The organism is Aureimonas jatrophae, from assembly GCF_900104035.1.
Lineage (GTDB): Bacteria > Pseudomonadota > Alphaproteobacteria > Rhizobiales > Rhizobiaceae > Aureimonas > Aureimonas jatrophae.
This window is the reverse complement of the sequence record NZ_FNIT01000012.1, coordinates 48,519-62,186: the sequence shown is the minus strand read 5'-3', so window position 1 is coordinate 62,186 and position 13,668 is coordinate 48,519. Positions and strand designations below refer to the sequence as shown.

Sequence of the window (13,668 nt, the reverse complement as noted above, 5' to 3'; positions counted from 1 at the left end):
CTCCAGAACGATCGACGGTCTGGTCGAATTCGGGCGCAAGATCGCACGGCGCTGCACTGGGACCTGAGACCATTGCCGTCCCTGGTAGAAATGCCAGGGTTTCGTCATCGAGCTCCGGTTGCTCTAACCGGATGGACGACAGGCGCAACCGCTTCGCGCGTCGACGGGTGGGACAGATCCATGGCCGACGGTCGCATCGAGATCGCCCTCGGCTTTTCTGGCGGTCGCTGCCTAGCCGAACAACCAAGGCGGTTCGAAATAGGCGATGGCTCTACGACTAGATCCGGTTGTCGACCGGCAACACCCGAAAGCCATCGAAGCCCAGCGAGGAACCGCAGGCTCGCGCAAGATTCATGCTGGCGTTTCGCAGTGCTACCCCGTCGTTGGGAAGATCGCAGAGGACGGAGGCGTACTCGTCCAATGCCAGTCCGACGATCCGATCGTTGACCATGGGCGCCGTGCTCCAGTAGAGCCGCCAGAAGCGAGCCGACGCATCCTGCCTGATCTTGTCTTGAGGATCGGCGATGGTGCCGATGGTGCCGGTTGCCTCGACGAGATCGAGATGACCCTCTGCCTGGTCTCGTTGAATGGTTTGCGTGCCTCCGCCATCCTAGCCTCGTAGTGCGCCGTCCGTTCCCCGAAGTGCTTCGAAAGAGCGATGGCGGATCCGATCAGGACGGCGACGCCGCCGAGGCCCTTGAGGAGGACGTCCCGGAAGCGCCTGGCTGTCGCTCAGCGCGAGATGTCCGGCGTACCGAACTAGGACCGCCAGGAGGAGGATGGAGAGGCACGCGACCAGACCGTACGGGGTGAGGAAGCGACGTCCGAGAACGGATGCTCTGGCCTGGAACGCGTCGGAGACGGTCATGATCGTACGTCCCCTCCGCTGGGAAGACGGCAATCAACTTTCGACACGCGTCACGTCCGCTGCTGGCAGGATGGTCGTACGGAATACGTAGCCGTGATCCGCCAGGTAGCGCGGATCCTGCTTGACCAGCGCCATGAACTGGTCGTGGCCGGCCATCGTGCGCCCGACGAGGCATCCGGCGCTCGCCTTGCCGATATCGCCCTGCGGGCGGTCGTAGCCGCCGTGCTGGTTGATGCCGAAGTCGTCGCCGGTGTGCTCCATGTCGCCGACGCGCTCCATGTCGCGGTTCAGGTCCCTGCAGACCGTCACGTCACTGACCTGTACCAACGCCTCATAGTCGCCTTTGTGCATGCCGACCCTCCAAGCCTTATATTGGCCGAATTTGATCCGGGCCGCGCCTTCGCGACGCATGGGGTGATCCCTGTCGTAGTAGAAGCCGGGTTCGGTGGTGGCGTTCCACTTGCCGACCATGAACGGGGCGCCGTCCCGGAAGCCGACGAGGCAGCGTAGGTCGTTGAAGACGTTGGGCTCGTCGTTGTTGGGCGAACCGTCCTCGTTCATTCCCTCCACGTAGACGACGTTGATCTCGCCCTCGCCGCGGTCGAGTTCGTATCCAGCCTTCTCGCAGGCCTCCGTCAGCAGGACCTCAAGCAGCTCGTCGGGCGCACCGTCCGGGCGGACCGGCGCGATCGCACGTCCCACGTCCGCACCGTAGCGAGCCAGGAAGGCATCGGCGCTCCGGCTGCGGAACATCTCGTGTGCGTAGCGCCACTGCTCGGAAGTCAGGTTCACGCCCCGTCCCGACTCGCGCTCGGCGATGGCCTTCAGGAGGGCGATCGCCTGCTCGCGGTCGGTCAGCATCTCCTGCGAAAGGACGAGGTTGTCGTCGTAGCCCGGGACGCCGAACGCGTTGCGTCCCGTCCACTTCCTTCCGGCCTCGTGGATCGTCATGCCGGTATAACGACGGTACAGAAGGTCGAAGTTGGCCGCCGCGCCGTTCACGACCGAGGGGAAGGCCGCGATCTTGTGGCCGCCTCCTATCACGCCGTAGGCTATCTGGCCGAAGCGTGCCGCTTCGCGGCTTGGATACTGGGCTCCGGGATTGTTGTAGCGAAAGCTGGCCGGGGTTTCCCCGACGCGAGGCACGTCCCTCCGGACGTTGACGGTGGACGGGTCCGTCGAGCGCCCGACGCCCGCCAGCGCCGCTGGTAGCGATCTCCGCTCCGTCCTGGAGGGCGTACCGTCGCGAGCTACGTCTCCCGACGGGCGCGAGACCCCGCCGCCCTCGTTCGCGGTACCTCCGGTCGCCGGACCGTAAGGGGCGGGCGGATCGTCGAGTTCCCGTAGCTTGTCCACCGCGCCCGACAGCGCTACGGAACTGTCCTTGCGACGCGACCCCAGCGAGGAGCCGAGCCAGAAGTTCAGTACGGTCGAGAAGCCCGCCGTCACCGCTCCGACGCAGATGTAGACTAGTTCCGCGACGCGACCCTCTGCGTCGATCGTGACGGATTCCGTGATCAGAAGCACGATCAGCACGAAGAAGCCGGCGACCACGAGGTAGGACAGGACCGCCGGCGTCGAGCTGATCCAGCCCGACTCCGGCTTGTTCAGGAGTTCCAGCAACGTCGCGCGGGACGATGCGGTGCTCTCGTTCGCCGCCTGATTGTAGGCCGCGAGGTCCTGAGAACCGATCCGCTCCGCCTCGATCGACAGTTCGGCCATACGCAGCTTGAACCGGTCCGCGCGCCCGGGGTCCTTGAGACGATCGTCGGCCTCCTGCGGCGTCTTCGCGTCCGTGATCTCCTTCACGGCGACGTCCACCGCCTCCTTCATGGCGGCGGCGTTGCGGATCGTCCTGTCGTCGGTAAGGAGTGAAACAATGCTTGGGAATAGACGCAATGCGACAGCAAAGAAAGGAAGCATGCGAACCCCCTCGTCATCTTGCTTTCTCTAGGCGTCTAAATGTCGCCATACTACGTGACGTCAGTCAAGCGACGTTTCCTGCCGCGGCTGTCCTTTCGGTATCGAAGTCGGAACCGGGCCGGCCGGCAACTGGCGTAAAGGCTCCGACTTCGGGACGATCCGGTCCGGCCGACCGGTATCGGTCGCGTTTCCCGTCTCGGCTCGTCGGCGTGGTTACCGATCGATCGGCGTCGTTCTCCTCCGAGCAGCCTCCAACGCCTGTACGGGGCGGCGGGCCGCGTCGAACAGGTCGACGAAGTAGGTTTCGGAGCCGTTGGTTGCCGCCGAGGCGAGGGAGCCGTCGGCGAGGTCGTCCGGCTCCACGCTCCACAATGGGTGTGCCATCACGTACTGCCGATCGCCGCCAGGCGTGCGTTCCAGGATGCCGGGCAGTCGCATGCTGCCCAGAGCGACCGGTGAACGCGTCCCCGTTGCCAGACGGCAGAGTTCGTCGCGGACCGCGGCCGCCATGGTCGGCCAGTCGACGAGTTCGGGATATCGGTCCCAACGCCCGTCCAGGCCGGACCGGTACGACCGATCGACCGTGGCACGCAGGAAGCCCAGGCCCAGTCTCCAGTCGAGCAGACCATGGTACTGGCGGTTCCCGTATCGTCTGAGACAGCGGTAGCAGGCCTGGGTGCAATCCGAACGATGTTCTTCGGAACGCCAGTTCCGGACGAGCGGATCGTCCGGATCGTCCAGCATGGATGCGACCAGCCTGACGATCGTCGGTCGCCCGTCTCCTTCCGCCTCGGCCAGACGGCGACTGAAGCCCGCCCCGTTGACGAGGTGGTCGGCGATCTGGAGCATGGGCCGTCCGCCGGGCACGCGGGGTTCGAGAGGCTCGAACTCGTCCGGATCGACGTCGAGTTCCAGAGCCGACCTCTGTAGCAGCATCTGGGTGGCGCTCACCGCCGCGGCCCTTACCGCCGCGTTCGGTGCCGTTCGGTCCAGCGCTCCCAGCCTCAGCCCGGAAGGAATGGTGCGGAGCTTCAGATACAGGGCATCCGTCGGCTTGCTCGAAAAGAGCCGGATGCCGTCCGCGATCTCCGCCTCGTCGCCCGTCGGCACGTCCCAGGCCTGAGGGTCGAGGACCGCGTCGTTCGACATCCACTGGTTCAGGAGCCTCGGGCGTCGGACACGCATTCCCGCCGGCACCTGTACGAAGGTCTGGCGGACACGCTGGGCGGCGTAGCCACCGCTTCCGTCCTCGTCGGCCGCGGGAGGACCGTCGTTCAGCCTCAGTACCGTGGCGCCGGGGCCGGCATGCAGGCTCATGTTGGTGCCCGGCACCTCGGAAGCGACGACCTCCCTTATCTCGGCCGCGACCACCCGGCGGACGGGCGGAGACTCCTCGTCGTCCTCGACGTCGACCGGACGGAACGTGGTCCTGAAACCCGAGGGAACGACGTACGTCTTCGTATGTCGTTCCTCTACCTCGGTCGAGCAGTCCACGCATTCGAAGGGTTCGAAGAAGCCCGGCTCGTGCTGGGTCCTTCCCCGACATCCCGGGCATTCCGCCACGAGCCGTTCGCCATCCCAGAACGACGGGCCGGGATCGAGGGTGGCGGGATACGTCGGACTCAGCCTCGGCGGAAGGAGGCTTCCCGTGAAGCCGGCCGCACGGTGTACCTGCTTGTCTCTCACCAGCGTCTGGCCCGGCGCGAACTCGAAGATGGCGAGGTCCAGATCCCTGTCGACGCCGTCCCAGGCGACCCTGGCGGCGCCATCTCTCCGCAGGCCGAGATACAGGTTCCGCACGCGGGTGGGCATGCCGTACATCGGGAACAGCCCCTTCTCCGCCATGAAGTTCGCGAAGCCACCGCCGTAGGTCGCGCCGCCGGTCGCCAGCGAGCCGATCCTTTCCATGACGGCGTCCACCCCGCTCGCGGCGACGAGTTCTTCCTGCCGTCCCGGGATACCCCTGCCGATGGTGCCCGCGAACCCGTCGCGCACGTCCCGGGTCGCGACGAGGGCCGCGCGGAGCCTGGCCGGCCAAGGAGAATCGTCCGCGTAGTACAGCGCAGCCGGGACGAACTCCCCGTGTGGATCGGCGGAGCCGTTCTCCTCCGGGAACGCGGCACCCTCGGCATCCCGTACCGTCGCGAATGCCGCCGTGAACCACACCTTCCTCACCAGTCGAAGGGGAATGTCGACGTGGTCGACCGCGAGGAAGGGGGGAGGGGGAAGATCTCCCGTGATGGCCTCCGGCGTGCGGAAGTAGTGGAGGTCGTGGCTTCGGCTGCGGCACAGGGTGACGACGAACGAGTAGGCCTGTCCCCGGCGACCCGCACGTCCGACGCGCTGCTGGTAGTTGAAGCGCTGCGGCGGCATGTTCGCCTGGTAGACGGCCTGCAGGGCACCGATGTCGATGCCGACCTCCATGGTGGTCGTGACCGAAAGGAGATCGATCTCGGAGGCGGCACGCTGGAGACCGGCGTCGACGCCCGTCCCGTCGGGCACGACGATGCCCTTGAAGAGGCGAAGCCGTTCCGCGGGACTGCCGGTCTGCCCGGTCAACTCCTCGCAACGGAGGCGGAAGCTCGGAAGGTTCTCGGTCCGCGAACGCACGATCCGGCCGGCCAGGAAGCTGGACCGCCAGAGTTCCCGCACCTCCCCCTTTCTTCCGACGGGCAGCGGTTCGCGGCAGCGCGTGCAGATCTCCAGTCCCCTGTGCAGATGTACGCGGGAGCATCTGTCACAGCGCCAGTACGGATCGCCTGGCCTGGCCATCTTCACGCCGAGTTCGGCCGCGTCGATCCGACCCTCCGCATGGCCGAGACCGCGCAACCTCTCCAAAACCCTCGAAACTAGGGCCTCGGGTGCTTCGGGCGCGAACCGGCGCGCCGTTTCCATGACGCGGTTCCTAGTCGGCACCCGATCGATCCAGGGCGTGAATTCGTCCGTCACGTACCGGTTCGACGAAATGCGGTAGGCATCGCCGAAGACGCGCAGCCAGGCGTCCATGGCCTGATGGTCTTCGGGCGTAGGGTACCTGGGAAACAGGGTCGGGTAGCCGAGCCCCGTCTCCTCGAGAGCGAAGTAGGACTTGGAGAACAGCACCTCGTCGACGTGCGGATCCTGCCCACGCACGATCGTGTTGCGGATCTCGGCGCGATCGTTCGCGTGGACGCCGCCTACCGTCCAGGCGAAGCGTTCGCCGTCGCGCGAGAAGAGCTCCTGCCAGGCGAACCGTCCGTACCGTCGCATGCCTACGTCGTCGGTCGGATGGACGCCGAGCGCCAGCATGTCCTGCATCATGGGACCGGGCGTCGTTCCGGCCTCCGCCGCCGGCCGTTCCACGATGGCTTTCAGGGGGATGCGGTCCTTGCCGCTGGCCGTCGACAGCATGCCGATCCTCGCGGCGACCGGCGGTATCTCGTCCCACCGCTCCTCTTCGTTCAGACGCGCGATCTCCGCCTTCATTCTCGCGATCTCGGCGGACGCGTCGGTCTCGGAGGTGAGACGTGCGGCGATCTCCATGATCAGCAGACGCCTCAGATCCTGGTAGTGGGCGCGCTCGATCTCCCGGGCCGCCTTCGCCGCGTCCTGCCGGCTGTCCGAGAACGCCACGATCTTCGCGAGCGCGCCGCTCGCGTGCAGGGTCTCGAACATCTCGGTGGCGAGCAGCTGCGACGTCTTGTTGAAGCCAGTGCGGAAGCTCCGGATCGGCGAGAACCGTGGCTTCTTCCTCATCGCGTAGCTGACGCCGCAGGACGGGCAGCAGTCCGGCCCCGCGGTGCCGGACGCGTCCAGCGGGCGGCCCTTCGAACGCGTGCCGCCACAGTGGAACATCCGGCCCCGGACGTATCCCTCGTCGTCGTCGGTACGCCATCCGCGGGAGACGACCCCGGCGCCCGTATCCAACGTCGCCTCGGGCCAGGCCTCGTTGTCGCCGGAATCGACCGGTCTCGCCACCGATGGCCAGAACATCGCGAACTCGCGATAGCTCAACTGTTCGTAATGCCCGATGCCTCCCGCTTCGGGCAGCTCGCCCAGGTCTGGCGAAGACGGCAAGAGCTCGATCTCCGATCGACCGTCGGCCTGCGTTCCCCTCATCCCGCCGACGAAGGTCTCGCCGCAGGCCTCGCAGTAGACGAGTTCGAACTTGCGCCTGACGAAGCCGGTGCCGGACGTGTGGGTGATGCCCCGATCGACGCTCGCGCCGAGGAAGCGGACTCCACCGTCGACGCCCTCGACCCGTTCGGGCGTGGCGAAGAGGCCTTCGATGCTGCGGACGAACTGATGCATGCGGAAGCTCGGGATCTCGCCGTCCGGCGCGGTCCCGTAGGTCTCCTCTAGGCGATCACCCATGCCGCGCAGGAGCGTCAGACCCCTGAGCGCCTTCCGTTCTCGGTCTCCAGAGGATCCGAAGATGCGTTCCGCCATGATGCCGAGCGTGGTCGCTCTCGGACGCCGGCCCCCTCGCGCGTCCTCCGAGACGCACGACCAGGCCAGTCGGGCGGCCGCGAGTTCCACGGCACGGACGGCCGCATCCGCCTCCGCGAGTCCCGAAGGGCCGCCGAGGGCGGAGACGCAGGACGCGATCGCGTCGCGCACCGGTGGATCGGTCGGCGAGATCCGCCGCGCCATGTCTCCTGACGGGGCCACCGCGTCGACGAGTTCCACGAAGGCGTCGCACGACAGGGGACCGCCGACGGGTTCGTCCGGAAGGATCGGTGCGCCCGGGACGATGCAGCTTCGCCATTCGGCCCGATCGGCGAACCCGGGGTCGCCGGCGTGCCGCGACGTGCCGAAGGGACCGAAGAAATCGTCCAGGTACCGGATGCTGCGCTCCCCGTCCTCGCCGTCGACGGGAAGCGAGGCGCTGGAAGCCAGGATGCGGAGCTTGTGCCTGGTCTCGTCGCGGTCGAGGCCGAGGCGATGGACGAGCGCGCGGACGAGGCCCGCCGTCTCGGTGCCGGCGGACCCTCGGACGAGATGGAGTTCGTCCAGGACCAGGTAGAAGTAGGCGTCCTTGTCCTCTGCGAGCCAGGCCGCGGTCTGCGCGAAGATGGGATCCTCCACCTCGCGGGCGAGCATCGTGCCGAGCATGGACGCGTTGGTGACGAGGATGTCGGGCGGATCCGCCTGCATGTCCCAGCGCGACACCATCTCCCCGCCGTCCACCGCCGGGAAGAGGTATCGCGTCGGTTCCGGTCGTCCGCCGGTCTGGCAGTCGTGCGAGACGGCCAGATCGTGCCCCTTCCGGAACTCCACCATGCATTCGGCGAGTTGCGCCGTCTTGCGAATCCGCCGCCGCTCCTCCTGACGGCCGGTCTTGCGCGGATGGCGTCTGAACTGGGTGACCGGAGTGGCGCCGGTGTAGCGTCCGAAGAAGATCCGGTTGCCGCCGAGGCGGCGGTCCATGACGTCCCGGGCCTCGGGCGAGTCGAGTGTCCGTCGCAGGCGGGTCATCTGGTCCTCGACCAGGGCGTTCATCGGATACAGCACGAGCGCCCGGAGGGCGGAAGGCCTGCCCTGCGGTTCGCCCCGCCTCTTGCGCTCGAACTCCGCATCCTCCGTGCCCCACCAGCGACGACCGAGGTATCCGTCGGGTGGCCGCGGCCATCCCATCGCCTCGCGGACGATGGCGGCGACGATCGGCAGCATGAACGACTCGGTCTTGCCCGATCCGGTTCCCGAGGTGACGATGCCCGGACATCCCGGGGTGGTGCCGCGGCGAAGCATCGTCATCTGATGCCCGTAGGGCTCGTAGAGGCTCCTTCGTCCGATCCGACCGCCTTCGGCAGGAGCCGACGGAAAGAGACCGGACAGGACGAGTTCGACGAACGCCTCCCTCGCGGCGACCGGCATGTCGCCGATCGGATTGTCCTCGAAATCGTCCACGAGACGTTCGAGCGGATATCCGCAGACCTCGTATCGTGGGACCGGTTCCATGAGAGGATCGGTGGCGAGGTTCCCGAACCGGTCCATGAGCGATCGGCGGACTTCGGCCAGATCGTCGTTCCGTATCCGGAACGCGGTATCGAGATAGCTCTGGAAGAACTCCCGCAGGCGTTCGAAGCCTCCGATCGGATCGATCATGTACCCGTCCTCGCGTTCTCGTTCGTCGGTGTGGGCTGGACCACCAGGGCGGCTCGTGCGTTCCGACCCGTCAGGCACCCGACCGCCAGCCGGCATGCCGTCTCGTCGTCGCCCCACGCCGTCGCGGCCGCATGGAGCGTCAGGAGACGTTCGCCGGCGTCGGCACCAGACACCCCCTCCGCCAAGGCCAGCGAGAGGAGGACGGCGCGTACGTCCGCGGATATCGGAGGCAGGGACGGAACGGGTTCCAGCTCGGTCGTTCTCCCGGTCCCCACACGCATCAGTGCGGCGACCAGGGCATTGCTTCCCCCTGACGTTCCGGGAAGGGGGCGCCGATGTCGGTCGCCGACCTCTCGGTCCGACGAGTTCGGAAGCGCCGTGGTGGCCACGACGAGGAGGTTCCGCGGTCTCGCTTCGCGGAAGGCGGTGCGGAACGCGGGCAGCCAGTCCGAGAGAGACGCCCGATCCAGGTCGTCGAGCGCGACGAGCAGGAACTTCGACGGCGCCGCGTCAGCCTGTTGCCAGGCCGCCGCTAGGGCGGTCGGCTGACCGGATCCGGGATGGCGCCAGAGGTCCTCGGGACCGAGAACCGAGGGATCAAGGGGTTGCCGGACGAGGCGTCCGCCGGCGATCACGTCCGCGTAGCCCCTGAGGATCGTCACGACGGAGTCCCCGGTCAGCACGGGCACGTCGCCACTCCTGCAGTGGATGTCCAGCGTTCGGAAGACGTCCGCTTCCAGACCGAGCGATTTCGCCCTCGCCGTCAGGACGGTCGCCAGATCCGGTATTCCGATCGACGTGACGGGAGCCGGACGGTCGGCACGCGCCCAGGGTGCGAGCCCGGCGACCCGTCCGACGCCCGCGGCGGAGACGGACCCGGCATCGTCCGAACCGAGGACGTTCGCGACCAGTCGTCCCGCCTCTCGCACCTCGCCGACGAACGTGGCGACGCGTCCCTCCAGCAGGCTCGTGGCCCGGGCGATGGATGCCTCGATCTCCGCGAGCCGTTCCGAACGCGACGCCACCAACGTCTCGACGCGTTCGGCCTCCCTTCCGAGATCGTCCCGGAGCGCGATGCGCTCGCCGATCTCCGTCTCGACGGCCTGTACCGTCTCGGCCCGGACGGCCTCGCCTTCCCGGCGACGGAGTTCGGCGCGTTCGGCTTCCGTCAGCGCAACGAGCGCCTTGCGCACTCCGTCGTGGGAATGCAGCGCGTCGGCGATGGCGGCGACGGCTCCGCTGCCGTTCGACAGCTTCGGCACGAACTCCTCCAGACGTGCCCTCGCGGCCAGCAGCGCCTGGGTGCGACCGCCTATCGCGTCCGCGTCGCGGTACAGCGAGAACAGTCTCGTTGCGAGCCGCTCGGTCAACCGGAAGTCCTCCGAACCGGAGCCGAAGTCCCCGTTCCTTCGGAGACGCCGGAGAACGGCCTGTAGGAACTCGGCATCGTTCTGCCAGTTGACGGCGCCCGTCGGAACGTCCGGAACGCGCCCGGGCAGGACGAAGCGGCGGCCGGCGATCTCGAAGAGGTCGTTCCTCCGGAACTCGTTCCGGAACGTCTCGACCGCCTCCGCCTCGGCCGCGTGCGACAGCGTCCAGCGACCGGTCTGCGCGGACCTTACGATCGGCGGCAGGGCGACCAGGTCCGGCCCGACGGGGACGACCACCGCGCCGTCGTTCTGGTGTCCCAGGTCGATGCCGCGTTCGAGCACCACCTCGCGGAGCATCTCGGGCGTGTGACGCGTCAGCCGCTCCACGTACTCGTAGGGCTCGCAGACGTCGTCCGTGACGAACCGGTCCCTGGCGTCCGGACGCTCGTTCCTGGCGACGGTGAACAGGACGACGTAGCCGGGCCGCTTGCCGAAGAGCCTCGGATCCGTGCTGAACGCGTGCCCCTCCAGCGGAAGACGATCGCCGGGAAGCGGCTGCCAACCGGTGCGGGTCGCGACCGCCCGGCCCACGACACGGGAGAGCCTGCGCTGCTCGTTGTTGAAGGCCAGTTCGCCGATGAAGATGTCCCGACGGACCGGATCCGTTTCGTCCCTCAGCACGTACGCGGTGCCTTCCAGATGCTTCGTGCCAGCAACTCCGACCTCGCTCCCCTCGCTCTCGCCATCGCCATTTCCCGCAGTCCGGTTCCCCGATCTCCGTCCGACGACGGTCCCTCGAATGCGGGACCGAGCCATCCGGACAGCATTCCGGCGTCGGCAGGGCTGCAGGGCGTTCGATAGATCCACGACCCGTCCACCCCGAACACCATCTCCGGAGCCCTAAGCGTCCGCAACCGGAGATGGCGCGCGACGATCGGCGGGAGGCCACCGTCGTGGGCGAGACGGTCGAACGCACCGAGGGTGGCATCGAAGCGGAAGAGGGCGCGTCCGGCCATGCTGTGAGCTACGATCAGCGCAGCCGATCGGCCGTCCAGCAACAAAGGAGGGGCATCTCCGGTGTCGATGCGGTAGATGTCCGCCGCGTTGGGCCTTGGCGTGGTCAGTCTCGATAGGACGACCGCTCCGCCCCCTCCGCCGACCGGACCGACGAAACGACCGGAACTCCAGCTCCAGACCGACGCCGTCGATCGGAACTCGTCGCTATACAGACTCGGAGGGAAGCTCGGTCGGCCATCGGCGGGAGGGACCTCGGTCTCCGGCTGCACCACCGGGAGTCCCATGCCGCGCACGAAACCGACCCCGTCCGCGACCTCCGCCACCGGCAACGGTACCCGCCAGCCCGCACCACCTTCCTGAATTCCCGAACTGCCACACTGGCGACGTGCGGTCTCGTGGAAGCGGTCTCGCATGCGCCCGCCCGCCGCTCCCTCCAGGGCGAAAGTCCGACCGTCCGCGAACGAGACGAGTCGCGGCGGTACGAGGAACCAGCGGCGGGCCCGCCAGACCGGGCAGACCCGCCCTTCCAGCCAGCCCCCGTCCACCAGGAGACGGAGAAGATCCCAGGTCGCCCGCTTGATCGGCGCGACGACGGACAGCACCCTGTGCAGTCCCGCCTCGTCCCATCCCCTTCGTCCCGCGGCGACCAGGACCTCAAGAAGATCGCAGAGGCGCCGTTCGGTGGAGGCTTCCACCAGGTCAGTCGCGTTGCCGGTGATCGTCGTCGGCGTCAGACCGTCCGGAACGGGTTCCGCGATGCGCCATCCGGGAGCCAGGCTGTCCGCCGTCTTCGGAACGCGTTCCGGTGCATCCCGCTGGAACGCCAGCGCCGGCGAGGAGCGGACCGACCCAGCCTCCTCTATCGGGATGCGCCAGACGCCCTCGATCGGCTCCGCGCATTCCAGTTCGACGCGGCCTGCGACGACCCGGACCGTCGGAGCGCCGGTCGTCGACTGCACGGTCACGATGGATGCGTCGCATCCGGACACGGCCTCGACCGTCGGTAGGAACCCGGACCGTCCGAGGTACGCGTCGCCGACGCGGATGCCTCCGACCACCCGCACGCGGGACACGTCCGTCGCGTGCAACGGATCCCGGCGCCCGGTTCCTACCGCGAGCCGTGCCGCTTCGGAGACCGACATGACGGGATGGAGCCGCCAGCATGCGTTCCGGTCGGCAGCGCTCGCGCCGACCGGTCGCTCCCGCCTTCGGACCAGGGGGCGTACCGACGGGCCCTCGATGTGCCTGGCGGCACGCCAGACGCCCCATTCCACTTCGACGAAGGGAACGAAGCCTTCCGAGTGGCAGCGCAGGAGATCAGGCGGGAGCGACGCAGACCGTCCACGAAACAGCTCAAGGACCTGATCGAGCGTTAGGTCGACGGAGACCGGCGAACCCGGTCGCTCGTCGATCGAGACATCGAGAGCCATCAGGACGTCCTCCGCATCCGTGGTCAGAACGAACGCGTCGAGCCCGTCGGCATCGGTCGATACGTCCAACTCGAAGCGTCGACCCGCGTCGTCGCGCTCGACAGGCGGCCTGAGCGCCGCCATCGCCAGCCAGAACGCATGGTCGGCGAGCAGCCGCTCGCCCCGTGCGCGCCGCCGATCGAAGTCCTCGAACGCACGGATGAAGCCCTGAGACCATCTCTGACGACCGATCTCGGCGCGGACCGCATCCGAAAGGCGGTGAGAGTCGAGTGCCGGGACGGCTGCGAGAGACGAGAACGACCGTCCCATGCGGTCGAGATCGTGTCGCGATGGAAAGGCGATGCGGATGGAATGTCCGATGCGCTTCATCCAGCCGGGATCCGGCAACGCGATCGGCCTTACGTCCCGTCCCGCGGCCCTCGCGCCGTCGCACCAGACGGCGGCGTTCTTCCAGAGGGTGGCCAGACCTTCCAGGGAGGAGATTCCCTGGTCCCAACCGAGGATCTCTCTCAGCCGTTCGGGAAACAGGCCGGACTGCGCCACCTCAGGGGCGACGGATGCCACGTAGCAGGACAAGACGAGATAGTTGAAGTAGCCCATCACGGGCAGGCTGTCCGGTGGCCGGACGCTCCAACCATGGCCGAACGCATCCACGAGACCGTCGCGACGGAACACGCCCAGGAAGCTCGTCCTGGCCGCATCCCCGTCCGACGGCGGCAGTCCGATCGCTTCCGCGAGCCGCCGGGGCTGTGCGTCCACGAACTCCAGGGCCGACGATCCCTCGGATCCCCTGGTGCCGAGATAGTAGCGCGTCAGCGCCAGTTCCCAGCTCCAGTACGGAGACAATCCTGGTCGCTTCGTTTTCAGCATCGACCTGTCGCGAACCTCGGGACATTCCGTCCCCGCGGAAACTTCTCGGTGCCCATGCTTCGGACCGGAACGCGGCACGCCGTACTGTTCCGCGAACGGGAGG

General features: G+C 67.7%; 5 protein-coding genes. All 5 read right to left on the bottom strand.

The window, feature by feature from the left end:
- Window positions 1-277 precede the first annotated feature (277 nt).
- A complete protein-coding gene (locus tag BLQ76_RS22250; protein WP_170842670.1) occupies window positions 278-451 on the bottom strand; it encodes a hypothetical protein in 174 nt (57 codons plus the stop codon).
- A 450-nt stretch (window positions 452-901) separates the two neighbouring features.
- Window positions 902-2,791: a hypothetical protein gene (locus BLQ76_RS18840; RefSeq protein ID WP_170842669.1), complete on the bottom strand. Its 1,890-nt coding sequence runs from the start codon at window positions 2,789-2,791 to the stop codon at window positions 902-904.
- Between the two features lie 213 nt (window positions 2,792-3,004).
- Window positions 3,005-8,878, bottom strand: a complete 5,874-nt coding sequence (locus BLQ76_RS18835) for a DEAD/DEAH box helicase (protein WP_170842668.1) — start codon at window positions 8,876-8,878, stop codon at window positions 3,005-3,007.
- Window positions 8,875-10,929 carry a hypothetical protein gene (locus tag BLQ76_RS18830; protein WP_090676532.1) on the bottom strand — a complete coding sequence of 685 codons (2,055 nt, stop codon included), beginning with the start codon at window positions 10,927-10,929 and terminating at the stop codon, window positions 8,875-8,877. The genes BLQ76_RS18835 and BLQ76_RS18830 overlap by 4 nt, the downstream gene beginning before the upstream one ends.
- Window positions 10,923-13,565: a hypothetical protein gene (locus tag BLQ76_RS18825; RefSeq protein ID WP_139184063.1), complete on the bottom strand. Its 2,643-nt coding sequence runs from the start codon at window positions 13,563-13,565 to the stop codon at window positions 10,923-10,925. Before BLQ76_RS18825 ends, BLQ76_RS18830 begins: the two co-directional genes overlap by 7 nt.
- Window positions 13,566-13,668 lie beyond the last annotated feature (103 nt).